This window comes from Synechococcus elongatus PCC 11801, from assembly GCF_003846445.2.
GTDB lineage: Bacteria > Cyanobacteriota > Cyanobacteriia > Synechococcales > Synechococcaceae > Synechococcus > Synechococcus elongatus_A.
In genome coordinates, this window is record NZ_CP030139.2 from 892,854 (window position 1) to 917,952 (window position 25,099).

Annotated in this window: 28 protein-coding genes and 1 tRNA gene; 18 read left to right on the plus strand and 11 right to left on the minus strand. The window is 56.7% G+C overall.

The window, feature by feature from the left end; all coding sequences use genetic code 11:
- Window positions 1-161 precede the first annotated feature (161 nt).
- From petC to cobM, 4 genes are all read left to right on the plus strand, one after another.
- Window positions 162-701: a cytochrome b6-f complex iron-sulfur subunit gene (gene petC, locus DOP62_RS04240; RefSeq protein WP_208673489.1), complete on the plus strand. Its 540-nt coding sequence runs from the start codon at window positions 162-164 to the stop codon at window positions 699-701.
- Between the two features lie 46 nt (window positions 702-747).
- Window positions 748-1,722 carry a cytochrome f gene (gene petA / locus DOP62_RS04245; protein WP_208673491.1) on the plus strand — a complete coding sequence of 325 codons (975 nt, stop codon included), beginning with the start codon at window positions 748-750 and terminating at the stop codon, window positions 1,720-1,722.
- 82 nt (window positions 1,723-1,804) lie between these two features.
- On the plus strand, window positions 1,805-2,674 hold the full coding sequence (lgt, locus tag DOP62_RS04250; protein WP_208673493.1) for a prolipoprotein diacylglyceryl transferase: 870 nt from the start codon (window positions 1,805-1,807) through the stop codon (window positions 2,672-2,674).
- Window positions 2,628-3,458 (plus strand): precorrin-4 C(11)-methyltransferase, encoded by an 831-nt coding sequence (cobM, locus tag DOP62_RS04255; protein WP_208673494.1) that lies wholly within the window; start codon window positions 2,628-2,630, stop codon window positions 3,456-3,458. The genes lgt and cobM overlap by 47 nt, the downstream gene beginning before the upstream one ends.
- Here cobM and DOP62_RS04260 read toward each other — a convergent pair.
- Window positions 3,427-4,296 (minus strand): EamA family transporter, encoded by an 870-nt coding sequence (locus DOP62_RS04260; RefSeq protein ID WP_208673497.1) that lies wholly within the window; start codon window positions 4,294-4,296, stop codon window positions 3,427-3,429. The two genes, cobM and DOP62_RS04260, sit on opposite strands and share 32 nt — an antisense overlap.
- 27 nt (window positions 4,297-4,323) lie before the next feature.
- Here DOP62_RS04260 and radC point away from each other — a divergent pair, with 27 nt between their 5' ends.
- Both radC and DOP62_RS04270 read left to right on the plus strand, forming a co-directional pair.
- Entirely contained in the window at window positions 4,324-5,058 is a 735-nt protein-coding gene (radC, locus tag DOP62_RS04265) for a RadC family protein (RefSeq protein ID WP_208673499.1), read from the plus strand.
- A 41-nt stretch (window positions 5,059-5,099) separates the two neighbouring features.
- Window positions 5,100-5,171 (plus strand) — tRNA-Val (locus DOP62_RS04270).
- Between the two features lie 145 nt (window positions 5,172-5,316).
- Here the strand turns inward: DOP62_RS04270 and DOP62_RS04275 are convergent.
- Window positions 5,317-6,891 (minus strand): DUF3370 domain-containing protein, encoded by a 1,575-nt coding sequence (locus DOP62_RS04275; RefSeq protein ID WP_370538873.1) that lies wholly within the window; start codon window positions 6,889-6,891, stop codon window positions 5,317-5,319.
- 196 nt (window positions 6,892-7,087) lie between these two features.
- Between DOP62_RS04275 and hisH the strand changes: the two genes are divergently transcribed.
- Together hisH and rsmD are read left to right on the plus strand one after the other, a co-directional pair.
- Entirely contained in the window at window positions 7,088-7,741 is a 654-nt protein-coding gene (gene hisH / locus DOP62_RS04280; RefSeq protein ID WP_208673502.1) for an imidazole glycerol phosphate synthase subunit HisH, read from the plus strand.
- The gene (gene rsmD, locus DOP62_RS04285; RefSeq protein WP_208673505.1) at window positions 7,738-8,286 is read left to right on the plus strand and encodes a 16S rRNA (guanine(966)-N(2))-methyltransferase RsmD; all 549 of its coding nucleotides are present in this window, start codon (window positions 7,738-7,740) and stop codon (window positions 8,284-8,286) included. The genes hisH and rsmD overlap by 4 nt, the downstream gene beginning before the upstream one ends.
- A gap of 87 nt (window positions 8,287-8,373) precedes the next feature.
- On the opposite strand, the gene DOP62_RS04290 is transcribed toward rsmD, so the two are convergent.
- The gene (locus DOP62_RS04290; RefSeq protein WP_208673507.1) at window positions 8,374-9,336 is read right to left on the minus strand and encodes an inositol monophosphatase family protein; all 963 of its coding nucleotides are present in this window, start codon (window positions 9,334-9,336) and stop codon (window positions 8,374-8,376) included.
- 13 nt (window positions 9,337-9,349) lie between these two features.
- Entirely contained in the window at window positions 9,350-9,874 is a 525-nt protein-coding gene (locus tag DOP62_RS04295; protein WP_208673509.1) for a hypothetical protein, read from the minus strand.
- 213 nt (window positions 9,875-10,087) lie between these two features.
- Between DOP62_RS04295 and DOP62_RS04300 the strand changes: the two genes are divergently transcribed.
- Complete coding sequence (locus DOP62_RS04300) at window positions 10,088-10,468, plus strand: MGMT family protein (RefSeq protein ID WP_208673512.1); 381 nt, start codon at window positions 10,088-10,090, stop codon at window positions 10,466-10,468.
- A complete protein-coding gene (locus DOP62_RS04305) occupies window positions 10,404-11,759 on the plus strand; it encodes a 16S rRNA (cytosine(967)-C(5))-methyltransferase (RefSeq protein WP_208677046.1) in 1,356 nt (451 codons plus the stop codon). Before DOP62_RS04300 ends, DOP62_RS04305 begins: the two co-directional genes overlap by 65 nt.
- 22 nt (window positions 11,760-11,781) lie before the next feature.
- On the opposite strand, the gene DOP62_RS04310 is transcribed toward DOP62_RS04305, so the two are convergent.
- A complete protein-coding gene (locus DOP62_RS04310; RefSeq protein WP_208673514.1) occupies window positions 11,782-12,792 on the minus strand; it encodes an LCP family protein in 1,011 nt (336 codons plus the stop codon).
- 88 nt (window positions 12,793-12,880) lie between these two features.
- Complete coding sequence (locus DOP62_RS04315) at window positions 12,881-14,068, minus strand: ABC transporter ATP-binding protein (protein WP_275937700.1); 1,188 nt, start codon at window positions 14,066-14,068, stop codon at window positions 12,881-12,883.
- A 99-nt stretch (window positions 14,069-14,167) separates the two neighbouring features.
- Between DOP62_RS04315 and obgE the strand changes: the two genes are divergently transcribed.
- Together obgE and purN are read left to right on the plus strand one after the other, a co-directional pair.
- Window positions 14,168-15,199, plus strand: a complete 1,032-nt coding sequence (gene obgE, locus DOP62_RS04320; RefSeq protein ID WP_208673517.1) for a GTPase ObgE — start codon at window positions 14,168-14,170, stop codon at window positions 15,197-15,199.
- A gap of 119 nt (window positions 15,200-15,318) precedes the next feature.
- On the plus strand, window positions 15,319-15,948 hold the full coding sequence (purN, locus tag DOP62_RS04325; RefSeq protein ID WP_208673520.1) for a phosphoribosylglycinamide formyltransferase: 630 nt from the start codon (window positions 15,319-15,321) through the stop codon (window positions 15,946-15,948).
- Window positions 15,949-15,954: 6 nt separating this feature from the next.
- On the opposite strand, the gene cobO is transcribed toward purN, so the two are convergent.
- Complete coding sequence (gene cobO / locus DOP62_RS04330) at window positions 15,955-16,602, minus strand: cob(I)yrinic acid a,c-diamide adenosyltransferase (RefSeq protein WP_208673522.1); 648 nt, start codon at window positions 16,600-16,602, stop codon at window positions 15,955-15,957.
- 3 nt (window positions 16,603-16,605) lie between these two features.
- A complete protein-coding gene (locus tag DOP62_RS04335; protein ID WP_208673525.1) occupies window positions 16,606-17,760 on the minus strand; it encodes a CobW family GTP-binding protein in 1,155 nt (384 codons plus the stop codon).
- A 167-nt stretch (window positions 17,761-17,927) separates the two neighbouring features.
- Between DOP62_RS04335 and DOP62_RS04340 the strand changes: the two genes are divergently transcribed.
- Genes DOP62_RS04340 through DOP62_RS04350 form a run of 3 tightly spaced genes read left to right on the plus strand, consistent with a single transcriptional unit; the run spans window position 17,928 to window position 19,974 of the window.
- Window positions 17,928-18,446, plus strand: a complete 519-nt coding sequence (locus tag DOP62_RS04340) for a hypothetical protein (RefSeq protein ID WP_208673527.1) — start codon at window positions 17,928-17,930, stop codon at window positions 18,444-18,446.
- A gap of 31 nt (window positions 18,447-18,477) precedes the next feature.
- Window positions 18,478-19,452 (plus strand): CAF17-like 4Fe-4S cluster assembly/insertion protein YgfZ, encoded by a 975-nt coding sequence (gene ygfZ / locus DOP62_RS04345; protein WP_261789816.1) that lies wholly within the window; start codon window positions 18,478-18,480, stop codon window positions 19,450-19,452.
- Window positions 19,453-19,509: 57 nt separating this feature from the next.
- Window positions 19,510-19,974, plus strand: a complete 465-nt coding sequence (locus DOP62_RS04350) for an EVE domain-containing protein (RefSeq protein WP_208673529.1) — start codon at window positions 19,510-19,512, stop codon at window positions 19,972-19,974.
- Between the two features lie 76 nt (window positions 19,975-20,050).
- Here DOP62_RS04350 and purM read toward each other — a convergent pair whose 3' ends face one another.
- The gene (purM, locus tag DOP62_RS04355; protein ID WP_370538874.1) at window positions 20,051-21,076 is read right to left on the minus strand and encodes a phosphoribosylformylglycinamidine cyclo-ligase; all 1,026 of its coding nucleotides are present in this window, start codon (window positions 21,074-21,076) and stop codon (window positions 20,051-20,053) included.
- A 699-nt stretch (window positions 21,077-21,775) separates the two neighbouring features.
- On the opposite strand from purM, the gene DOP62_RS04360 reads away from it, so the two are divergent.
- The 3 genes from DOP62_RS04360 to DOP62_RS04370 all read left to right on the plus strand — a co-directional run bounded on the left by DOP62_RS04360 (window position 21,776) and on the right by DOP62_RS04370 (window position 23,732).
- Window positions 21,776-21,976, plus strand: a complete 201-nt coding sequence (locus tag DOP62_RS04360; RefSeq protein ID WP_011243002.1) for a DUF2811 domain-containing protein — start codon at window positions 21,776-21,778, stop codon at window positions 21,974-21,976.
- 45 nt (window positions 21,977-22,021) lie between these two features.
- The gene (gene hemJ / locus DOP62_RS04365; RefSeq protein ID WP_338438618.1) at window positions 22,022-22,636 is read left to right on the plus strand and encodes a protoporphyrinogen oxidase HemJ; all 615 of its coding nucleotides are present in this window, start codon (window positions 22,022-22,024) and stop codon (window positions 22,634-22,636) included.
- A gap of 331 nt (window positions 22,637-22,967) precedes the next feature.
- A complete protein-coding gene (locus DOP62_RS04370; protein ID WP_370538875.1) occupies window positions 22,968-23,732 on the plus strand; it encodes a hypothetical protein in 765 nt (254 codons plus the stop codon).
- Window positions 23,733-23,803: 71 nt separating this feature from the next.
- Here the strand turns inward: DOP62_RS04370 and DOP62_RS04375 are convergent, their stop codons facing one another.
- Together DOP62_RS04375 and DOP62_RS04380 are read right to left on the minus strand one after the other, a co-directional pair.
- Window positions 23,804-23,980, minus strand: coding sequence for a hypothetical protein (locus DOP62_RS04375; RefSeq protein ID WP_208673535.1), 177 nt, complete (start codon window positions 23,978-23,980; stop codon window positions 23,804-23,806).
- Complete coding sequence (locus tag DOP62_RS04380) at window positions 23,981-25,051, minus strand: RuBisCO accumulation factor 1 (protein WP_208673537.1); 1,071 nt, start codon at window positions 25,049-25,051, stop codon at window positions 23,981-23,983.
- Window positions 25,052-25,099 lie beyond the last annotated feature (48 nt).

Sequence of the window (25,099 nt, forward strand, 5' to 3'; positions counted from 1 at the left end):
TAGCGATCGCCAGTCTGGCTAAGGCTTTTCATCAGAGATAGCGCTAGCAGAGGCGGCTTTCAGAAAGTTACAAAACTCAATACTTGACCGCTAATTTCTTAACGATACAGGGGGAGTGCGATAATACATCCTTGCAGGATAACCATTGCAGCGTCGGTTTTATGACTCAAGTATCGGGAGCTTCAGACGTCCCCAGCATGGGGCGTCGGCAGTTCATGAACCTGCTGACCTTCGGCTCAGTCACAGGTGTCGCCCTGGGTGCCCTCTATCCGGTGGTGAACTACTTCATTCCGCCTTCCAGTGGTGGAAGTGGCGGCGGTGTCTCGGCCAAGGACGCGCTTGGCAATGATGTCGTCCTCTCTAAGTTTTTGGCTGATCACAATGTGGGCGATCGCACCTTGGTGCAAGGCCTGAAGGGCGACCCCACCTACCTCGTGGTCGAAAGCACTGAAGCGATCAGTGACTACGGCATCAACGCGGTTTGCACCCACTTGGGCTGCGTGGTGCCTTGGAATGCGAGCGAAAACAAATTCAAGTGCCCTTGCCACGGTTCGCAGTACGACGCGACCGGCAAAGTGGTCCGCGGTCCCGCACCGTTGTCCTTGGCACTGGCGCACGTTTCTGTGAACGACGACAAAGTCTTCCTCTCGCCTTGGACCGAAACCGACTTCCGGACCGGCGACAACCCCTGGTGGGCTTAGTTACTCCCTCCGTCCTCTGAAGACTTCCGAGCCCTGTAGTAAAGCCATGAACATGCGTTTTTCTCCAAAAGCTCTCGTGCGCCAACTGGGTCGCCTGAGCTTGGTTGCCTGCCTCAGCCTAGGACTGTTGGGAGCCGCAGATTGGCTCCAGCCCCAAGCTGCTGCTGCCTACCCCTTCTGGGCCCAAGAAAACTACGCTTCGCCGCGGGAAGCGACGGGCAAAATTGTCTGCGCAAACTGCCACTTGGCCAAAAAGCCGACTGAAGTGGAAGTGCCTCACTCGGTCTTGCCTGACACCGTGTTCAAAGCCGTTGTCAAAATCCCCTACGATCGCTCGTCCCAGCAGGTCTTGGGAGATGGCAGCAAAGGTGGACTGAACGTCGGTGCTGTCTTGATGCTGCCCGATGGCTTCAAGCTCGCACCTGAAGACCGCATCTCTGAAGAACTGAAAGAAGAGATCGGCAACGTCTACTTCACCAACTACTCCGCAGACCAAGAAAACATCATCTTGGTTGGTCCGCTGCCCGGCGATGATCACCAAGAGATTGTCTTCCCAGTGCTCTCGCCCGATCCGGCCAAAGACAAAAACGTCTTCTTTGGCAAATACCAAATCCACGTTGGTGGCAACCGTGGCCGGGGTCAGGTCTACCCGACCGGTCAAAAGAGCAATAACGGCGTTTATACCGCCCCTGCTGCTGGCGTGATCGATGCGGTCACCGAAACGGCAAGCGGCTATGACATCGTCATCCGTAAAGAAGATGGCACGACTGTGACCGAAGCCGTGCCGGCTGGCCCCACCCCGATTGTGGAAGTGGGCGCGGAAGTCGCTGCAGGTGCAGCCTTGACCAATGACCCCAACGTCGGTGGCTTTGGCCAAATTGACACCGAGATCGTTCTGCAAAGCAGCAACCGTGTCTTGGGTGTTGTGGCCTTCTTCTTCGCCGTGATGCTGGCGCAAATGCTGCTGGTGCTCAAGAAGAAACAGGTCGAGAAAGTGCAAGCAGCTGAGCTGAACTTCTAGTCAGAACTCAATCACTGCTGTAAGGAAGAGGGCAGGCTTCGCTTGCCCTCTTTGTATTTGTATAGATAAGGACTGCGTAACGGTGGCGATCGTGACTCTCTTGGCCCTGCAATTCACCTCCCCAGGTCCAACCATCGTCGAACTGGGACCTATCAGCATCCGCTGGTATGGCGTCTTGATCGCCTCGGCAGTGCTGTTGGGGATTAGTCTGTCATCGCGTTTAGCTCGACGTCGCGATATCGATCCCAATGCGATCGCGGATCTCGCCGTCTGGCTCGTGATCGGTGCAATTCCTGCCGCTCGGCTTTACTACGTTCTGTTTGAGTGGCGTCAGTATGCCAGTCGACCCGCTGAAATCTTTGCGATTTGGCACGGGGGCATCGCAATTCACGGGGCAATCCTGGGTGGAACTGCAGCGCTCATACTCTTTGCTCGCCAACGCAAAATTTCCTTGTGGCAGCTTACCGATGTGGTGGTGCCCTCGCTGGCTCTGGGTCAGGCGATCGGGCGATGGGGCAACTTCTTTAACTCTGAAGCCTTTGGTACGCCGACCGATCTACCGTGGAAACTCTTCATTCCCATCGATCGCCGTCCACTGGACTACATTCAAAGCGAGTATTTCCATCCAACGTTTCTCTACGAATCGCTATGGAATTTACTGCTCTGTCTGTTGCTGATCTGGCTTTTTCGCCAAGGTCTACGCCAGCGCTTACCACTCAAAGCTGGTGCACTGACCTGCATTTATCTGATTGGCTACAGTTTGGGTCGTGTTTGGATTGAGGGACTGCGGACTGACAGCTTGATGCTGGGTTCCCTGCGCATTGCCCAAGCCGTCAGTCTGGTCTCGATCGCCTTTGGGGTGCTGGGATTGGTCTGGATCTATGGCTTGAAGCGATCGCTGCCAGATGTGGTTCGTCCGGCACTCTCGGGGGAGTCGCGCAGTGAGCTTTAGTGCAGGCGTTTACTTCGTCGGCGTTGGCCCAGGCGACCCGGAGCTAATGACGGTACGGGCTCAAAAGCTGATTGCCGCCGCCGATGTTCTGCTCTACACCGATTCATTGGTACCGCCTGCGATCTTGGCTGATGCAAGGCCAGACGCAGAACGACTGCCAACGGCCCATCGCACGCTAGAAGAGATTCTGCCGATCCTCAAAGAGCGAGTGGCAGCGGGGGCGATCGTGGCGCGACTCCACGATGGCGATCCCAGTCTCTACAGCACGATCGCGGAACAAATCGCCGGTCTGCGATCGCAGGGCATCCCCTACCAAGTCATTCCCGGCGTCAGTGCCTTTCAAGCAGCAGCAGCTCGACTGGGGCAAGAGCTCACCCTGCCAGGGCTTGTGCAGACGATCATTTTGACTCGCTGCGCCGGTCGGATTGGGCTGCCCGATCGCGAATCCCTATCGTCTTTGGCCGCGCATCAGGCCAGTCTCTGTCTCTATCTCAGCGCTCGCCAAGCCGAGAAAGCACAGTCGGAACTGTTGGAGCATTACCCGCCAGAAACCCCGATCGCAGTTTGCTATCGACTGGGTTGGCCGGATGAAGCGATCTGGCTAGGGAAGCTATCGGAGCTGGCGCAGATTACCCAAGATCAGCAGCTCGATCGCACGGTGCTGTATCTAGTCAGTCCCGCTTTGGATGTGGCGGATGCAGGGCGATCGCAGCTCTACAACCCCGATTATCACCATCTGTTTCGACCAGAAGCTACAGCAGCACGATCGCCCCAGCCATCATGAGGGCTGCCCCAAAAAAGCGCTGACGGAGCTGCTTTTCCCCGAAGAAGACAGCGCCATAGACCACGCCGATCAGGGTGCTGAGGCGTTTGACGGAAATGATTTGTACGACCGTCGCTTGGTTGAGCGCCACCATTTGAGCCACAACACCGACGCTATTGAAGATCGCCATGGCACTGAGCGATCGCCAAGGATATTTGCGGACAGGCCCTAAACCGCGCCCCAAGATCAGCAGAACGATGCCAGTACTGCCAAACAGGCAGAGCAGCCAGAAATAGGGATCAGACGACTGGACACCAATTTTGTCGAGGTTGCTGGTGATGCTCCAAAGAAACGCCACAAACACCATGATTCGTTGAGCCGGCTGCTGCCAGAGATCAATGAGGGGTTGCAAACGGGAGCTACTGTCGCGATCGCGGCGATTTAGTTGATAAGCCCCGATGACCAGCAGAATCACGCCAGCACTGTCCTGCCAAGCCAAATGTTCCGCCACAATCAGCGGTGAGGTCAGCAGCAGAAACAGGGGTGTCAAGTTGACGATCGGGGCTACCAGCGACAACTCGCCCATCTGCAGCGCCCGCGCGTAGAGCCAAAAGGCCACTAAATTCAGACTGCTGCCCAGCAAGCAGCTCCACCAAAAGTTGGGCCCGATCGCTGGAATCCCCTGCCAGAGCACAATCGGCAAAAGCAGGAGCGTCGTTAGCAGCGAGAGCAAAGCGGCTAGACGAGTGGCGGAGAGTTGCTGCAAACTGCGCTTGGCGAATAGATCTTTGGTCGCCTCACAGGTGGCTGTCAGGCTGGCAAGTAGTAACCAAGGTGCCAAGCGAATCTCCGTGGGCATGCTGAGGAAGCGTCTCTCTGCAATCCTATGGCGACTTCTGGTTTGCGCGTGGCTGATCTACCCGAAGATGAGCGACCGCGGGAGCGGCTGATGCGATCGGGGCCGAGTGGTCTTTCGACGGCTGAATTACTGGCGATTCTGTTGGGAACGGGACAAGGGCCGGGTGGTCTATCAGCCGTTGGGCTAGGTCAACTCTTGCTCAGTCAGCTCGGTCAACACCAGCGCGAACCACTGCGGGTGCTGCGGCAAATTACCGTCGCTGAGCTGATGCAAATCCCCGGCATTGGTCCGGCCAAGGCGACGGCGATCGCGGCTGCGATCGAGTTAGGAAAACGGGTTTATCAAACCGATGTCAACACAGTCCTGCCGATTACTTCCCCAGAAGCAGCTGCCAAAGCTCTCAGTGCAGATCTAATGTGGGCGGAGCAGGAACGCTTTGCCCTGCTACTATTGGATGTCCGCCACAATCTGATTGGCCAACGGGTGTTGACGATTGGCACGGCGACTGAAACCTTGGCCAATCCCCGCGAAATTTTCCGAGAGGCGCTACGACTTGGGGCAACCCGCTTGATCGTGGCCCACAACCATCCATCCGGTCAGGTCGATCCCAGCAGTGCCGACCTCAGTTTGACGGAACAACTGCTGAAACTCGGGCAAGCACTGGAGTTACCCGTGCTCGACCACCTCATTCTGGGACAAGGACACCACCGCAGCTTGCGCGATACGACAGGACTTTGGCAGAAATTTCCCCAGGGTGACTGAGCTTGCGCGATCGCTAAAGTCACCGTAAGATTAGAGCTTGCGGGCGATTAGCACAGTGGTAGCGCACTTCCTTCACACGGAAGGGGTCACTGGTTCGAATCCAGTATCGCCCATCTTTTTAAGCCTCCCGCTTGTAGGCTTTTAATTGCTTGCAAGGCTGCGATCGCAGTTCTCTGGGTGTTTTTCCAGAGAGCAGCAGTCGAGCCTTAACCGATTTGGCGGCGTGACTCATAACCCTTGGCTCGGTCTATTGAGTTATCAAAAGCGTCGGAGGTCGCGATCGCGAATGACCGGCTGCAGTTGGCCTGCAGAGACTGGGTCGAGGGTGTAGATCGAAAAGACCTGTGGCGGTGTTGCATCAGCTGGATAGAGCAGGGTGGCTCGCACCTTGCGCATCTCTTGGGGCTTCAAATTCAAAATAATCAGCGGTTCCCCAAGCTGGCCACGCTTCTGCACGATGTGAACAAAGCGCGTTTCCTCACGACCGCGATCGTTCTCAAACTGTAGGCGGACCGTCCCCCGATAGAAGACGCGATCGGGAGGCTCTCGCAGGAAGCGCAGGATGCCCCCGTCATCCGTTTTGACAGGCGTATGGAAGACGACAGCAACGGCTTGACTGCGATCGCTGCCATTAAACAGCGGGAAGGTCAGGTCGTACTCGACCCCGTAATTGCCATGGGAGAGATAGGCCGAGAAGGGATAGCGCGCTAACATCGGTGCGCTTTGCACCTGTTCGGTTCCCAGTGTGCCCCGCGGCAACGTGCTGATTGGATAGGCGATCGCTCGGCCCGGTCCCGCAATAGTGAGTTTGTCGCTGTTTGGGTCGGTGACGGTGGTGCGCCAGACTGAGCCTTCGGCCACTCCCGCCACTCGACCATAGATCAGACGGCTGACAAAAAAGACCGATCGTGGTGGAGTGGGAATCGCATCATTAGGCTTGACGAGCGATCCAGTCTGCAGGGTTGTCCAATAGTCCTCAAGGCTGGGTGCTCGCTCGTTGCCCTGTTCATCTCGAGGGGCATACAGTGCCACATTCGCGGCATAGACTTTGCCATCGCTCTGCAAGCGCATCAGTAGCGATCGCGTGTTGGATGAGGGGGTCAGCGGCCCAACTGGAATCGGCAGATTGAGCAGCAGTTGGGGCGATCGCGGTGGAATGACGATCGACTCCGGCAAAACTCCCTGACGGTTACCTCGCAGGACTTCGTTGACAACGCGGCTCCCAGGACCCGAAAACACACTGCCTCGAGAATCTTCCAGATAAGACTCAAGGGGCAAGAACAGCGCATCGGGTCGCGTCAGATAGGTTGCGCCGTTCAACACCTGCACCGTGACTGGGCGATCGCTAGGGTTGTAGAGCACAACCCCCTGAAACATCGTCCGCACCTGCTCTGGGGTTGCAGCTCGGGAAATGTGGTGCGTGAAAATATCGAAGCGCCCCTCAAAGGCATAGCCGAGATGGGCCTCCGCATTGACCATGCCCTCAGGCGGCAGGGTCGAGAGCAAAATACCCTCACCAGAGACAATCTCAGGATTGTTGCTATTAAAAACCGGCACTGAATCGAGCCGACCCGGTAGGGGGCGAATCTCTTGGGGCTGGCTAATTTCAGGCTCTAGGGCTGGCGGCAAATTCGGCGCCAGATTAGGACGGAGGGGTCGCAGTGGTCGCAGACGCGGTGGTGGAGTGGTGGGAGGATTGGTTGTAAAACCTGGCAGCGGTTCTGCTGCTGGATTCGGATCGGTAGGAACTTGACTCAAGGATTGTTCCGTCAGCCCTTCAGTTAAAGCGGGAAGGACAAACGCTGGCGGCACAGGAAAAAACGGAAACAGCATAAAGGCTAGGAACTGCGGACTACGCAGGTCGGCGGCAGTACAACAAAAGCTCTAACCAGCGGTGCATTACGAAAGGCAAATGCCGCCAAAGCTAAAACTCTAGGCGATTCCTGCACCAGGGGCAAGTCTGAGAGCGACTGGCTCCCATTGGCTCTTAAGATAAAAGTCGACTCTGTTTCTGCTGAGCTGCAACGTCATGGCCTCCACTCCTCAAATTGCCGTGGTTGACTATGACATGGGCAACTTGCACTCTGCATGCAAAGGGTTAGAGGCAGCGGGTGCCAATCCCATTGTGACGGCTGATCCGGCAACGATTCTGGCGGCAGATGCAGTCCTACTGCCGGGTGTTGGATCGTTTGATCCAGCCATGCAGCACCTGCGCGATCGCCAGTTAATTGAGCCACTGCATCAAGCAGCGACAAGCGGCAAGCCTTTTCTAGGCATTTGTTTAGGTCTGCAACTACTGTTTGAGTCCAGTGCTGAAGGTCAAGAGGCTGGATTAGGCATTCTGTCGGGGCGAGTGGAGCGGTTTCGGAGTGAGCCTGGCTTAGTGATTCCCCATATGGGTTGGAATCAACTCCAGCTCCAACAGCCTGATTGTCTACTCTGGCAAAATCTGGGTTCAGATCCCTGGTTCTACTTTGTCCACACCTACCACGTGGTTCCCAGCGATCCAGCTGTGACTGCAGCGACCGTACAGCATGGATCTCAACAGGTAACGGCTGCGATCGCCAGCGATCGCCTCTGGGCGGTGCAGTTTCACCCGGAAAAATCCGCGAAGACGGGCTTACAGCTCTTGGCAAACTTCGTGGCACAAGTGGCGGCTAGCCAGCTCCAACCAGTGGCATGAGCATCCGTCTGTCGGGCGGCCGATCGCTGCAGACCCCTGCTGGTCTGACCACGCGACCCACACCGGCTCGAGTCCGCAATGCCGTGTTCAACATCTGGCAACTCCACGTTCCTAACTGTCGTTGGCTTGACCTGTGCACGGGCAGCGGGGCCATGGGGGGCGAAGCCCTATTACGGGGCGCCAGCGCTGTCTGGGGCATTGAGCAATCCCCGAAAGCTTGTCGCGCGATCGCCCACAACTGGCAAAAGCTGCAAGCTGATGACCAAGAGGTACGGCTGTTGAAGGGAGAGGTCTGCCGGATATTGGCCACCCTGATGGCTGCGCCCTTCGACCTGATCTACTTCGATCCTCCCTACGACAGCGATCTCTATGAGCCAGTTTTAGCTTTGTTGGCTGAGCGATCGCTCCTGAAGACTCAGGGAGAAATTGCGGTAGAACATCGTCCTGATCGGGCGATCGCCCTTCCCCCTGGGTTCACACTCAAACAATCTCGCCGCTATGGCAGTACCGCTATTAGCCTGATTACTTGGAAAACCAAAGCTTAATGCTTATTGAGCAGCTTGGCTATTGCACTCGACAGGTCAATTAGACCAGTTGCATCAAGCCTGCCGGCCTTGAGGTTGAGCAGGAGATTAAACCAGTTCTAAGAGCGGGGTTTGAGCCCGCAGTGCCGCTAGAACTGCAGCATGACAGGCAGCATTACTGGCAGCAATGCCTTGGTTGTTGAAGAGCTTACTGCCAGCACCAAAGTCCAGCGATCGCCCGGTTTGGTCACTGACGCAGCCACCCGCTTCCTGTAGCAAGAGAACGCCCGCTGCATGGTCCCAAATGTTCTCGCGGCGATCGCTCTCGGGATTGACCAGCCGTAAGTAAAGGTCCGCTTCGCCGCGGGCAATCAACGCATATTTGACCAAGCTATCGACAGCCCGAGCCGGGGTGACTAATCCCGCCCGAGTGGCGATCGCATCCTGCCAAGCGGGATGGCCATGCTCCCGTTCCACGCTTTCGAGTCGGAGGGCAGCGGTAGCTTGGCGATCGCTGACTTGAAGGGGAATGACGCGATCGCCCTGAATTTGCCAAGCGCCTTGTCCCCGCACCGCTGCAAAGAGCGCACCATCCGGACCATCAAGGGCGGGTGCTGCAATCGCTGCCACTTCTACCTGGCCTTCAACGATCAGAGCCAGCGCGATCGCGTATTGGTCGCCTCGCACGTAGCCTTTGGTGCCATCAATTGGGTCAAGAGTCCAAAAGCGATCGCCGGGTTGACCTTTACCCCGCTGAATCCAAGCCGCTACGGTATCAGGTGAGGCTTGTGGTCGCTGCAGCCGGACATAGTCGGTAATCTGATCCAGCACATCAGCTGCCAAAAGACTGGCATCCTCTTCACCGACCAGCGGATCGGCTGGAAAGGTTTCACTCAAATGCGCAGCAATCAGGGCTTGAGCACCATAGTCCGCTACGGTCACCGGACTTTGATCCGGTTTGCACAGAGCCGTGGCTTGGCGATCGCGACGCACGGTTTGGCAGAGTTGGGCAGCTGATTGCACCGCAGTCAGGGCTGCGTGGAGTTCAGGACAGACAGGAAGCAGGGTCACGCGCAGGGTCGGGCTAGGTGGCAGGCGTCGATGTGCCGCGAGGCTGTTCTGCCGGAGGAGCAGCTTTAGGCGGATTGGCCGATGGAGTGGTGGCTTTCATTTCCGGCACGATCGGGAAGCCGCGACCGAAGCACATATTGCCGAACCGGAAACAACCACTGGCTTCGAGTTCTAGCCAGGTCGGCTGGGTGTCGAGCCAACGCTTGCCCGTCGGGTCATACCAACGCCATTCGCCTGTCTGCGATCGACTGAAGTCGCTGAGGCCGCCATAGCTCCATTTGATTTGGACGCCGCTAGGGTAGGGCTGTTTGCTGGTATAAATCGCGATGATCTCGCAGTCGTAAGGCGTCAGTGAGGCTGGATCACGACCGATGTAGCACTTGGAGGGGGTTCTCGCTAACTCCCGAATTTGCGGGGGCTGAGCCGGGGGAGAAGGAGGCGTGGCTGGGGGAGGAGTCTGGGCGATCGCGGGCAGAACAGCGCCCAAGCTTATGCCAAGGGCAGAAACGAGGGTGTGAGCGATCGATCGAAGCATCATTGATAGAGTCTCCAGTCGCGTCGGGCAGAGTGTTCCAAGCCACTGCTCAGGGAGGAGTTGTCCTTGATTTTGACATCCGATCGCAGTCTCTGACTGTTGGGATTGTGACGATCGCCCCTGAACTCGCCCTAAGATCAGCAAAGGCGACCGCCCTCATCCCAGCGATCTCTGATCACCGAAATTCCTGATACTGATGCGCTGTTCTGTCACCAGGTGAGTACCTACGATCAGATTTACGCAGTGGTTCGCCAAATTCCCGTTGGCTGCGTTGCCACCTACGGACAAGTCGCAACCTTGGCTGGACTAGCGGGAAAACCTCGGGTCGTCGGCTATGCCCTCTATCGGGTCGCGCCCAGTCTGACCGACACGATTCCCTGGCATCGGGTGGTCAATGCACGGGGAGAAGTATCCATGTCTGCGCTGCGGCATGGCAGTGATTATTTGCAGCGTCACCTGCTCGAAGCTGAAGGAATTGAATTTGACTCACAAGGACGCCTCAGTCTCCACCGCTACCGCTGGCAACCCGACTCTGCCGCGTCCCAGTCGGGGCAATGCCCGTTGGGTAGCGTTTCAAACCCTGACGACAATTCGTGACGGAGCGTTTGCGGATCTTGCCCTCGATCGCCATCTACAGCGATCGGGCTTGGCTGGAGCCGATCGCCGGCTGGTGACGGAATTGGTCTACGGCTGTGTGCGACGCCAGCGCACCTTGGATGTCCTGATCGATCTGCTGGCCCAACGACCTGCAGCCCAGCAACCTCCGGTGTTGCGAACAGTGTTGCAACTGGGGCTATACCAACTGCGTTATCTCGAACAGATTCCAACAGCAGCTGCCGTAGCGGAAACTGTGCAGCTCGCCAAACAACTGGGATTAGGGGGGTTGGCTGGGGCCGTCAACGCGATTTTGCGCCAATATCTCCGCCAGTCTGAAGAGCGCGATCCACTGCCGCTACCGAGCAATCCAGTCACAGCCTTGGCTATCCACCAAAGCTTTCCCGACTGGCTCGTGCAGTTCTGGAGCGATCGCCTGGGCTTGGACGAAGCCGAATTTCTCTGTCACTGGTTCAATCAGCCACCCAGCATCGACCTGCGGATCAATCCCCTGCGCTGTGAGCGATCGCAGGTGCAAGCAGCACTGGAAGCCGTGGCCATTCGCAGTACCCCCGATCCACAACTGCCCCAAGCCCTGCGACTGATCGATCCGCCCGGCCCGATTCGACAGCTCCCGGGCTTTGACGAAGGCTGGTGGATGGTCCAAGACAGCAGTGCCCAGTTGATTGCTCACCTCGTCGATCCGCAGCCGGGTGAAACCGTGTTGGATGTCTGCGCTGCGCCAGGGGGTAAATCCACTCATTTGGCCGAATTGATAGGCGATCGCGGTCAGGTAATTGCCTGCGATCCATCCGCCAAGCGCCTGCGTAAGGTGCAAGAAAATGCCCAGCGCTTGCAGTTGAAGAGCATCACCACCCGTGCGATCGACGGACGCCAGCTGCATGGCATTCAGGCCGATCGCGTTTTAGTGGATGCTCCCTGTTCGGGCTTAGGCACGCTGCATCGCCATGCCGACGGTCGTTGGCGGCAGAGCCCTGAGAGCGTGGCGGAACTGGCGCAGTTGCAGGCAGAAATTCTCGAAGCTGCTGCCACTTGTCTAAAACCCAATGGGATTTTGGTCTACGCCACTTGCACCCTCCATCCAGCCGAGAATGAAGCTGTGATCGAGCAGTTTTTGCAGCGCCACTCCGATTGGCAACTAGCTCCCCTCCCTGAAGAGAGTCCTTTTCAAGCTTGGGCTGAAGCAAACGGCACCCTGCGCATCTGGCCCCATCGGCACGATCGCGATGGTTTCTTTGGGGCACGACTGCAGCGATCGCCGCTGAGCGCTTAGGCTCTCCTGCTTAGGAAGAGCATCAATTGGCTTCCGCACCGGCGGGCGGTAAGGGCAGAAAACGGCCAACCTCCGTTTTGAACCAATCCCAACCACTGCTCGAGAGGGGGGACGGTGTAATCTCTTGGGCCACCCAGTCATCGATCGCGTTGTAGTCCGGCAGCCAATAGCTAATCGCGTAGCTACTGCCGCTGGGCTGCCCCGGCAAGGTCGAGACTTCGACGGGTTTATTGCTGGCAAGAAAAGCTGCGATCGCCAACACCTCTGCGCCGCTTAAATCGCTGTCGATGTAGGGCTGGCTCAGGGCAAGGCCGAGGGGCAACCGCAGGATTCCAAGGGGGTTGAGCACTTGCTGCTGCAGCGCTTTCAGGAGGGCTTGCTGCCGTTGAATACGACCGACATCGCCCAGCCCATCCTGCCGAAAGCGGAGAAACTGCACAGCGCGATCGCCACTGAGATGCTGTTGCCCCGCTTCGAGATCAATCGTCAGGTTTTGGGTCACATCCCGATACTGCATCCGCTCTGGCACCGTAACGGTCAGGCCACCAATGCCATCGATGAATCGGGCGATCGCTCTTTGTTCAACCCGGATATAGCGATCAACGGTGACTTTACCGAGGAGGCTCTGGGTGGTTTCTGCTGCTAAAACAGGCCCACCATAGACATTGGCCGCGTTGATTTTGTCGATGCCGTAACCCGGTAGTTCAGTGCGGGTATCCCGCGGGAGCGATACCACCAGCGATCGCCCCCGTTGTGGATCGAGGTAGACAAACAGCATCGTGTCGCTGCGGCCTCGAAACATCGCCTCGGGCGAAGCTTCCGGATCCGGTACTTGGTCCACCCCCAAGATCAAGAGACTGAAGGGGCGCTGTAAACCCGTTAGACCGAGGAGTGGTTGACTCGAAGCGGTTGGTAGGCGATCGCCGTTGTTGACTTTGCGCAGGGGCAATGGCTGGAGTCCAAACCAAACACAACCGGCCAGAAGTCCCACCGCAGTGAGCTGCAGGCTGCGTTTCCAAAAGCGACGCGCCATAGAAGTTTTGAGGAGGCGGGATCTAGACTAGCGCTTCTGCGATCGCAGAATTGCGGGTGGACGGTCGCTCCGCAGAGCTGGCACAGACCTAGCTAGGACGAATTGCTTTTCCAGTTTCTAAATCAAACAGATGCACCTGATCAGGCTTAAAGGTCAGCCAGAGGCTATCGCCCATCTGCCAGCGTTGTTGAGGCGCTAGGCGGGCCTGGACCGCGACGCCACTCTCCTTCAGTTCGCCGGCAATGAAGGTATCGCTACCGAGGGCTTCGACGCCCGTCACAGTAATCAGCAGGTTCTTCGAAGCAGCCGCTCCAACTTCAAGATGCTCTGGGCGAATCCCTAGCTCCACTGTTTGGCCATCGTAGAGGCGCAGCACCGGTTCCCAAGCTTCCGGCAGGGTACAGCGGAAGTTTTCGGTCGTGAGCTGCAGGGGTGCCCGTACAGTTACTGGAATTAAGTTCATTGGAGGCGACCCAATGAATTGCGCCACAAAGCGGTTGGCGGGTCGCTCATAGATCTCAAGCGGTGAAGCCACCTGCTGCAGATGGCCACGGTTGAGCACCGCAATGCGATCGCCCATGGTCATTGCTTCCGTCTGATCGTGGGTGACGTAGAGCGTCGTCACACCCAGTTGTCGTTGCAGCGAGACAATCTGGGCCCGGGTTTCTGCCCGCAACTTGGCATCGAGGTTGGAGAGCGGCTCATCCATTAAGAAAACTTGGGGGTTGCGAGCGATCGCACGTCCCAAGGCCACCCGTTGTTTCTGGCCACCCGAGAGTTGTTTGGGCTGGCGATCGAGCAAGGTATCGAGTTGCAGCATCGTTGCCACTTCCCGCACCCGTCGCTTGATCCGAGCTTCTTGCTCCGGTTCATACTGCAAGGATTTCGGCAGCGATCGCGTCGCGAGAGCCAGTTGCTGTTGCCACCAAGGGCGATCGCCCTGCCGCCGCAGTCCAAAAGCCAAGTTGTCGTAGACGCTGAGGTGCGGATAGAGCGCGTAGCTCTGGAAGACCATGGCAATATCGCGAGCCTTGGCAGGCAGTCGATCCACCCGGCGATCGCCCACTTTAATCAGGCCACGAGTCGGCGTTTCTAGCCCGGCCAGTAAGCGCAGCAGCGTACTTTTGCCACAGCCCGAAGGACCGACCACGACCATAAACTCGCCGTCGGCGATTTCGAGATTGATGCCATTCAGAACCACGACCTCGCCTTTCTGGGGCGATCGGGCCTGTTCTGGAAAACGCTTCTCGATCTCTTCAAAAACAACGCCAGCCACGTTGTAATCCCGGCCTAAGGTCGGGAACAGCTTAGCACTCGTGACTCCGGCAACCGATCGCAGCGACCACTTAAAATGGAAGTTTGATTCCTCAACGCCATGCAGTTCATTGATCACGCCACAATCTGCGTCAAAGCAGGCGATGGAGGCGATGGCATTGTGGCATTCCGCCGAGAAAAATATGTGCCGGCTGGCGGCCCCTCCGGTGGCAACGGTGGGCGCGGGGGTTCCGTCATTTTGGTTGCGACGGAGCAACTGCAAACCCTGCTCGATTTTCGCTATCTCCGCCTCTTCAAAGCTCAGGATGGGGAGCGGGGTGGCCCCAAGGGAATGACCGGTGCCAGCGCTGATGATCTGATCATTCAAGTGCCCTGTGGCACGGCGGTTTATGACGCTGAAACCGATGAATGTCTCGGCGATCTCACCAGTGCAGGCCAAATCTTGAAGGTGGCGCAGGGCGGTAAGGGCGGCCTAGGCAACCAGCATTTTCTCAGCAACAGCAATCGCGCACCTGAACATGCTCTGCCCGGGCTGCCAGGAGAAGAGCGGCAGTTACGGCTGGAGCTGAAGCTACTGGCGGAAGTGGGACTGATTGGCCTGCCCAACGCAGGTAAGTCGACGCTGATCTCGGTCCTGTCTGCAGCCAAGCCCAAGATTGCTGACTATCCATTTACAACGCTGGTGCCCAACCTCGGAGTCGTGCGCCGAGAAACCGGCGATGGCACCGTTTTTGCGGACATTCCCGGCTTGATTGAAGGAGCCCATCGGGGCGCCGGTTTGGGTCACGATTTTCTCCGCCATATTGAGCGGACGCGCTTGCTGATCCACCTCGTTGACCTGACTGCAGAAGATCCGATCGCAGACTGGCGGACGATTCAGGCAGAACTCAAGGCTTACGGTCGCGGCTTGAGCGATCGCCCACAGATTCTGGCTCTCAATAAAATTGATGCCGTCCTCGATGAGGATCTCAGCTTCTGGCAAGCCGAATTTCAAGCACTGACGACGGTGCCGCTACTCTGCATTTCCAGTGCCGATCGCCGGGGTCTGGAGGCTTTGTTGCGCTTGGTCTGGCAGTGGCTGGATGAACTAGATGCGGCAGCAGAGCTCAGTGAAACGCGCGTCTTGAACTGACGTAGGACGCTTGAATTGGCAAACACTGGGGCTATTTTGTGCACTCTCAGTCTGAGTGCAGCCGCTCTTGGCTTTCCTCCCAATGCTGTCTGTTCCTAAAGACCTTGTATTGACTGGCTATGTCGAGTCTCATCGTGCCCGATCGCTCTCCTACTGAGTCCTCAACCTCGATCGCCTTGGGGGTGTTGGCCTCTGGCAATGGCAGCAATTTTGAAGCCTTGGCACAGGCGATCGCGGCAGGTCAGCTGCAGGCTGAGATTCGGCTGCTGATTTACAACAATCCTGAAGCTTACGTGCGCCAACGAGCCGAGCGGTTGGGAATTCCAGCGCTGCTCTTGGATCACCGTCAGTTTGCCAGTCGAGAAGATTTGGATGCGGCAATCATTACAGCATTCCGCGATCGCGGGGTCGAGTGGATCGCCATGGCGGGCTGGATGCGCCTTGTCACCGAAACACTGATTCAGGCCTTTCCGGAGCGAATCATCAACATCCATCCCAGCTTGCTGCCCAGCTTCAAGGGCATTCGGGCGGTGGAGCAGGCGATCGCGGCCAAGGTGCGGATTAGTGGCTGTACTGCCCACTTAGTCACTCTCGATGTAGACAGCGGCCCGATTTTGGTGCAAGCGGCTGTGCCTGTCTTACCAGACGATACGGTGGACAGTCTCCAGCAGCGGATCCAAGTGGAAGAGCATAAGATCCTGCCGCTGGCGATCGCCCTTGCTGCTGCGCGATCGCCCCTGCCTGTTTAGCAGTGTCTAAAACTCGATACCGGCTTGCGCTTTCACACCCTGCTCTCGGAACGGGTGCTTGACCAGCTTCATCTCGGTGACCAAATCCGCCACTTCCACGATCGCGGCGGGCGCCCCGCGCCCCGTCAGAATCACATGGCTGTCGTCGGGCTTTTCGGTCAGCCCTGCCAGAATTTGCTCGGGCGCTAGGTAGCCCAGTTTGAGGGCGACGTTGACCTCATCCAGCAGCACCAAACGGAAATCAGGGTTGCGGATGTAGCTTAAGGCTGTCTGCCAAGCCGTTTGGGCACTTTGAATATCTCGCTGCCGGTCTTGGGTTTCCCAAGTGAAACCGTCGCCCATGGCATGAAATTCGAGGCGATCGCCCCAGACTGAAAAAGCCGCTTTTTCTGCCGGTTCCCAAGCGCCTTTGATGAACTGCACGATCGCGACGCGATAGCCATGGCCGAGGCTCCGCAGCACCATTCCCAGAGCGGCTGTCGTCTTGCCCTTGCCGTCGCCGGTGTGGACAATCACCAGCCCTTTTTCGCGATCGCGGCTGGCCAAACGCTGTTCTTGCACCTGTTTGCGGCGCAGCATTTTGGCACGATGCTGCTCATCACTCAGGCCAGCAACCTCATTGAGCGCGATCGCAGTTTGATCTAAATCGGTCATGGTTTAGCGCCCAAACCCTTTGCCGCGAGTTGTACTTGGCAGTGTCAAACAGGCCTCTAGCTGCTGTTGGAGTTGAGCATGGTCCAGACCCTGACCAATCAGCACCAATTGATTGCGTTTTGGCCCTGTCCACTCGCTGTCGTCAATACTGAAACGCTTGCCGCTTAAGTGGAAAATGTGGCGTTTTTCACTTTCATCAAACCAAAGAATGCCCTTGGCTCGAAATACATTGATCGGCAGCTGATTATCAAGGAAATTCTGCAGCTTTCGAATCGCAAAGGGGCGATCGCTCTGGAAAGAGAGCGAGGTAAAGCCATCAATTTCTAGGTGATTGGCGGCATGATCATGGTGGTGATGGTGGTCATGATCATGTTCGCAATGACCATGTTCGTGGTCGCAGGCTGAGTGATCGTGATGCTCGTGCTCAGCGTGATGATGATCATGTTCTTCGTGGGTGCAATGCCCATGGTCGTGATCGCAATCACTGTGGTCGCGGCTATCGAAATAGCGATCGGATTCAAACAGTGCCACACTCAAAATCAACGGCAGTGGCACTTGGGCTTGAGTCGTGCGGAGAATGCGCGCATCGGCTTTAATCTCGCGAATCTTCGTCTCCAGATCCTGCAAGCGAGACTCTGAAACCAAGTCACATTTATTCAAGAGAATGATGTCGCCGTAGAGCAGCTGGTTATAAGCCGCTTGGCTATTGAATAAGTCGAGACTGTAGTTCTCAGCATCAACAACGGTGACAATCGAATCGAGTCGCGTTAAATCCCGCAGTTCCGAGCCCAAGAACGTCAGTGCCACGGGCAGCGGGTCTGCCAAACCCGTCGTTTCGACGACGAGATAGTCAATTTTTTCAGGGCGTTCTAAGACGCGATAGACCGCATCCATCAAGTCGCTATTGATGGTGCAGCAAATGCAGCCATTGCTCAGTTCCACCATATCTTCGCCGGTGGAAACAATCAGTTCGTTATCAATGCCAATTTCACCAAATTCATTGACGAGAACCGCCGTTTTAACCCCCTGCTGGTTGGTCAAAATGTGGTTGAGCAGAGTGGTTTTGCCACTGCCCAAGAAGCCTGTGATGATCGTGACCGGCAGGCCGAGTTTCGGAGCATCTAGGGCACTAGAGACGGCAGAGCTGGCAACAGTCATGGCAAATTCCGAGACAAGCGATCGGGCAGCATTGCAATCCCATTATGCCGTTCCCCTTGAGTTCGCTTGGCAGGGGAGCGATCGCGCCAGTCAAGCACTGGGGCTGAGTTAGTCGTTTGCGATCGCCCGCGACGGCTAACAATGGAAACAGCGATCGCCCCTGAACTATGCCGCCAACCTTTGCCAGTGATCAGGCTTGGCAAGCTGCCGAAGCCGTTCTCCAGCCCAGCTTTATTCGCCTGATCGACAACCTACGGCAGGTACTAGAAGCCAGCGACTGGCAACATCAAGTCGATCAACAACTGCTGTGGCCAGAGGGCACCAGCGATCAAGAGCAGCAGCGCTGGCAAGATCTAGAGCTGCAACTCTATCGAGCCTCAGAGGCAGAAGCGCCCGCCCTTGAGCAAGAACTGGCTGCTTTACCGACCCCCCAACCGGTCTACACTCTGCAACTCGACCAAGGCGATCGCCACCACCAATTTGATCTTTGGGAACTCTGCTGGCAGCTCTGCTGTCCCGCTTGGCAGCCCAGTGGCGACTACGACGGTCAAGTCGATCCAGTGCTTCTAACCCCCGATGGGGAGTGCGACTGGGATCGACTAGAAATTAAGACGCGCCAGTTTGTCGAGCAATTGCTGGCGCAGGTGAACGCGGCTAGCGCGCCAGAAACGGTCAGCGATCGCTGAAGATAGAACATGCTGCGCTCTGCCAAGCTTTGTGACGGAATCGGTGCTGCTCTTTGAGCCATCGCTGTGGAGTGTGATTCAGGTCAGCGATCGCGATCGCCTCACTTTTCTACATAACCAAAGCACCCAGGCATTTCGACAGCGTCAACCCGGAGAAGTCTGCGAGACGGTGCTGGTAACGGCCACTGCCCGCATCTTGGATCTGGCGATCGCCCTGATCGATCAAGAAGCAGTTTGGCTACTTGTCTCGCCCAATCGGCAAGCGGATCTGTTGCAGCGCCTCGATCGCTACATTTTCTTCTCTGATCAAGTTGCCGTCTCAGATGCAGATTCCACGCTGGCCGTGTTGACCTTGGTCGGGGATGGGACGCGATCGCTATTGCACACAGTGGTGGCAGATGCTCTGCCGGAAATAACGGAGAGCCAGCATGCAACTCTGGCGATCGCTGGTCAGTCAGTGCAGTGGGTCAACTACTCCGGACTGAGGTTGCCCGGCAGTTTGCTGCTGGTACCTGTCAGGGGATTAGCAGCAGTCCAAGCGGCGCTCCAAACCGCCGGTGCCCAGCCTGCCACTGCTGAACAGTGGGAACTGTTGCGGATCCAGCAAGGACGGCCCGCTGTCGATCGCGAGCTAACGGAGGACTATAACCCGCTGGAAGCAGGCCTCTGGCACACCCTCAGCTTTGACAAGGGCTGCTACATCGGCCAAGAGACGATCGCTCGGCTCAATACCTATAAGGGCGTCAAGCAACGTCTCTACGGCTTAGAGCTGACGACTATCCCCAGCCAGTTACCGGCTCCGCTATCTCTGGAGGGCGAAAAAGTCGGTGTTCTCACCAGTGCGATCGCCACAGCAACCGGCGCGATTGGCCTCGGCTATCTGCGGACGAAAGCAGGGGGCGCCGGTCTGACGGTGGACTGCGAAGGTCAGCCAGCAACCGTGGTGAATTGTCCTTACTTGCATCACACCTACTTTGAGCCAGAGTCCTCGGGCGTTCCCCGCTAGAGCGATCGCCGGTCTGGCGCTAGGCTATGGAGCGTTGTGCGTCTTTCCGCTTGGGTCATGGCTTTTTGGTTACTCAAATCTGAACCGGATGTCTATGGCATCGCCGATCTCGAACGGGAGGGCGAGACGCTTTGGGATGGCGTTCGCAACTATCAAGCACGCAACTTTCTGCGTCAGATGGCAGTCGGTGATCGCGCCTTTTTCTATCACTCCAACACCAAGCCACCGGGCATCGTCGGCTTGATGACGGTCAGTGCGACTGAGCAAGTTGATCCCAGCCAATTTGACCCCAACAGCGATTACTACGACCCGCGATCGCAGCCGGACAATCCGACTTGGATCACCGTCAAGCTGTCTTTTAGCGATCGCTTTCAGCCGGGTTTAACCCTGGCGGAGTTGCGGACTGAGTTTACTGCCGAAGACTTACTGATTCTGCGTCCGGGCAATCGCCTCTCCGTGACTCCAGTGGCAGATCCTGTGGCCGACCGCTTGCTGCAACGCTTGCGATCGCCGGCACGCTAGTCAATTCTCAAACTGCCTGGAATGGGCCCATCAAAGTCCAAGCCGAAGGGTTTTCTAATTGAGTGATCGCGATCGGTTAGGGCAACCCAATCAAAGCGCCATCACCAGCTACCACTTCCCCCAAGGTCCAAGCTGTCTGCCCTTGGGTCTTGAAGAACTTGAGTACCTGAGTCTCAGCCGCGGCAGGGACAATCACCACCAAGCCGACGCCCATATTGAACGTGTTAAACATTTCCGAGTCAGCAATATTGCCCTGCTTCGCCAGCCAACGGAAGACAGTCGGCCACTCCCAGCTTTCCAAATCGATCGCCACGCTCTGATTTGGCCCGAGGCAACGCGGCAGGTTCTCCGGAAGACCGCCGCCCGTGATATGCGCCATGCCGTGAATCGGTAGACCCGCTGCCTTTGCAGCCAGAACTGGCTTGACATACAGGCGCGTTGGGGTGAGAAAGACGTCGCCGAGACTTTTGCCACCAAAGAATTCTTGTGGGGTTGTCCAGTCCAAACCACTGTTTGCCACGACCTTACGCACGAGGCTATAGCCATTGCTGTGCACCCCAGAACTAGCCAGAGCGATCGCCACATCACCCAGCTGAACTTGGCTGCCATCGAGCAACTCTGACTTCTCAGCAATGCCGACAGCAAAACCAGCCACGTCGTACTCGCCAGCGCCGTAGAAGCCTGGCATTTCAGCTGTTTCGCCTCCGAGCAGTGCACAGCCCGACTCTCGGCATCCCGCCGCAATCCCTTGCACCACTGCCGTCAGTTGTTCGCGATCGAGCCGTCCCGTCGCCAGATAATCCAAAAAGTAGAGCGGTTCTGCCCCCGCCGTCAGAATGTCGTTGACGCACATCGCCACGAGATCGATGCCAATGGTGTCGTGACGCCCCACTTGATGAGCAATTTTCAGTTTTGTGCCGACACCATCCGTCCCTGAAACAAGAACAGGCTGGCGGTAACCGCTGGGCAGTTCAAAAAAACCACCAAAGCCTCCCAGCCCTCCCAGCACACCAGGACGACGGGTGCTTTCCACGAGGCTGCGAATATCCCCGACAAAGGCCCGCCCTGCTTCGATGTCTACACCAGCTTCGCGGTAGTCCATGTCCGGTTAAGGCTCCAAGTGAAACCGTTATTGTACCGGCTGAGCCTCAGGGACAGACAGGAGCAGCATGAAAGGCATCAGGTTTAACAGGACAAAAAAAGAGGCCTAATACGCTCTAAACTGCAACTCGTTAAAACCCTCAGAACCAGATAGAAAAACCGAAGGAGCATTCACCCTGATAACTATGCAATGTCCTAACAAAGGGATCATTCGAGGTTAGATGAATCATTGATCTCAAGGAGCGATCGCCTGCCCAACCCCTCAGAACAGTCAATCTCTCCGTCGTCTTACTCAGAAAATTCACATTTTGTAACACTAGTGAATTATCTGTCCTCTTCCACAATCTCTCCACAGCTAGGGGCAAGATTTCCACAACTCTTCTCACTGGTTTTCCACAGGGCGATCGCGTCAGTCCTAGAAACTCGGCTGGTTCTGGGGAAAACAAAGGTCAGTGGTCGGCCTCGGATCCAAATTGTGACTTCTGAGGATGGAGGCGTAAGAAACCAGCGAGGCGACTGCATTCTTTGCGCTTGCTCTCAAGTGAGTCTCAGCAAAATCCCAGGGTCTCGTGGAGATTGACAAGCCCTAGGTCCCTTGCCGCACAATGATGCGACCTAAGCCCCTGTGGCCTCGGCGTCGATCCTGTGCGATCGCCTCCGAGTTGTTTGGGCTGTCCACTCGCTGCCTTGGAGACGCTCTATGCCCGCAACCGTCAGCATCCTTGCTGAAATTCCCGAGGAGCTGCACGACTCACTCAAGGCCTATCTGGAAGGGCATCCAGATTGGGATCAAGATCGCGTTTTTACGGCGGCACTGTCTCTGTTCTTGCTGCAGAACACAGGAAGCGATCGCCGAGCTGCCCGCGTCTACCTCGACTCTTTGTTTCGTCAAGCCGTGTAACTGAAAGGCCGTTTGCAGCTCGATCAACGGCTAGATTAGGAAACGTTGCGCTCTCTTGAGGCCGATCGCGTGGCCTACTACTGGTTCAAGGCTTTTCACATCGTTGGTGTTGTGGTTTGGTTTGCGGGGCTGTTTTACCTCGTGCGCTTGTTCATCTATCACGTTGAAGCCAATGACAAGCCAGAACCGGCTCGGAGCATTCTGCAAGAGCAGTATGGCCTCATGGAGAAGCGCTTACTGAACATCATCACCACGCCTGGAATGCTGGTCACGGTCAGTATGGCGATCGCCTTGCTGATTACCCAGCCAGACTATCTGCAACAGGGCTGGATGCATGCCAAGCTGGCCTTCGTGGCGGTTCTCCTCGGCTACCACCACTATTGCGTGCGTCTGCTTAAGAAGCTCCAAGCCGGAACCTGCCAATGGACCGGGCAACAACTGCGTGCCCTCAATGAAGCGCCCACCCTGTTGCTGGTCTTAATCGTCATGCTGGTGATTTTCAAAAACCAGTTCCCCACCAGTGCTTCAGTCTGGCTAATGGTGGGCTTGGTCGTGACGATGCTGGCGACCATTCAGCTTTATGCCCGTAAGCGCCGTCTCGATCGCGAGCGGCAAGAAGCAGCAGCCACCTCCTTAGAGGCTGCATCAACTCAATCCTGAGTCCAGCGCGCAGTATTAAGGAACGGAATCGATCAATCCTGTGGGGGGAGAAGCACCTCGTAATGAGCACTACTTGTCCCCCTTTCCTCATCCTTGTTGTGCACTGACTGTGTGTGAGGGAAAGCTTATTCTTCTTTCTGGATCTCTGCCTCTGTGCAGGGAGAGGATGCTTGCATTTCCCTAAATGACCTGTCTGCACTGAGTCACTGTAGACAACAGGACTATACTCCTCAGCCCGCGATCGCGCCGTATTTAGTCATTCGCACTAATTCAAGCGCATTGCCTTGGGGACGAACCTAGCATCAGGGCGTTCTGGGTTCTGCTGGTGCTTATGAAACCTCATCTCTCCCTAAAGTCACTACGGGGTCAAGTTCATCGCTTTACGGGTGTTGTCGATCGAGTCAGTCGGTTTTCTACTGCTGAAGGGTGGCAGGAGACGATTTGTATTCGGGACTTGCATTTGGCTGATAGCAATCGTCCTATTCAGCCCGATCACTGGTGGTTTAAGCTGCGGGACTGCTGGCTAGCAGCAGGAGTTCAATCGGGCGATCGCGTCTTGTTTACGGCGAAGGTTCAATACTGCACGAAGGGGTTGGATGGTCCGGAGGTGCAGAACAGCGATAACCCACGGCGAAAGGTGATTGGTTTTGGCAGTAAACCGCGCAGTGTGGTGATTCTGCAGCGTGCAACTCCGTCCATGCCGATCGAGCTGGAACTACAAACACAACTAGCGATCGTCGTGCACGAGTACGAACAGCTCCAGCAGCTTGTCACACAGAATGGGACCCTTGCTCAAAAACTCTCACAAACACGGACTGAAGTTGAGCAAGGCCAGCAGGAGCTACGTCATCAAGAACAGGTCTGTACGCAACTCCGTTTTGCGCTCCGCCTTGCCCAGTACGGGTCACGTCCCGTTGTCACAGCCGGCACTGCGCTGGTGATTGGACTAGGGTCAGGTTTGGGTCTTGCTCGACTGGCTCCAAATGCAACTCAAGCGCAACAGCCACAGAGCGCGGATCAGGTTTGCACCCTCGAAGAGCGGAATCGACGATCGCAAGTCAGTTCTCAGGAGTGGCTAGCGTGGCAAAGACGCTAGGTGAGCACTATCACGATGGCCTCAGTAGTTACGAGCAATCCCCCCAATGCCATGTTGATCTGAGTCGCTGCTTAACGGTGACGGACTTTCCAAGTACCGCCATAACGGTAGTGAGGGTTCCCCTGACTCAGATGAGCTTGGCAATCGGGACAAACCAGCTGCCACGGCCCTTGTGCTTCGCTTTGAATTCGATAGCGGATGGCAACTACGGCCTGGCAGCGATCGCAGGGTTGAGGATCGCGAGCCATTTACTCTTCGAACTGCCAAGGGGTGGCGATCGCTGCTTCGTCGAGCACCCGCTTCGGACGCAAAATCAGGACCAATCGTCCCAGAATGGGAGCGGCGATCGCCTCAGGCGACCACTGAACCCGAGCCCCTTCTGCTTGTTCAACCAAGAAAAAGTGCTCGGCGTCCCAAGTGCGATCAGCACGATCGATCACCAAGATCACCGTCTCTGTTGGCCCTTCCGGTGCATTGGGCAGACGATCAATCTCTTCCAAGCAAGCGATTGGATCTTGAGCACCCAAAACCGCTTGCCAGCCGGGCAAGGCCAGCCACTGTTGTCCAGCAGGACTAGTGACCAAACCAAAGGGGCCTTCTGCTTCGATCGCCGCGATCGCCTCAATTTGAGGACTGGGAAGCGGCAAGTGACCGGCGAAAGGCAACAAGCGGGGCAAATCCTCTTCCGTTTCTAGCCGATAGAGCGGCAGCATCGGCGGTTTGCGACTGGGGACGCCGCTGAGATCCATCAGCAAGGTCTCGATTTGGGCGCGGGCCCCAGCCGACTGAGCAAATTGCAACCCCCGCGCAATCAACCGCGATCGCTCGGTCAGATCCGTTCGCTCTTGGGCAAGCCGCCAGCATTGATAGGCAACCGCATCCCCCGGATGGCGGTCAAAGTGATCAGGCTGCTTGGGCAATCGACAAAAATCCTTCGTCGCTTTGGCAACCTCACGGATTTGATCCGCATCCAAATTGCGTTCGAGGGCAAGTTGTGCGGTGAGCGATCGCTGCTCTTGGTCGAGTTCGCGCAGCTCATAAAGGAGATCACTGCCGCGTTCTTGGTATGTTTCGCGGACATGGGCAGGAGGGTCTTGCCGCAGGATCGAGTCATAAACCTGCATCGCCACCGTAATTTGATTCTGCTGAATCGGCTCAAAGCCTGTGGCTTCAAACAGCGCCTGCGGACTCAGGCCACTTTTTAAGAGCGTTTGACAAGCCCTCGCCCAAGCTAGCCAGCGACCTTCCTTGCGGCGCAGTTGTCCCAATAACTCCTGCTGCTCTTCGTCGCTGAGGGTAGTTGGAGTGAACTCAGTCATAGCCAGAACAGAGGAATGTAAATGGGCCAGATCTCAGCATAAACAACG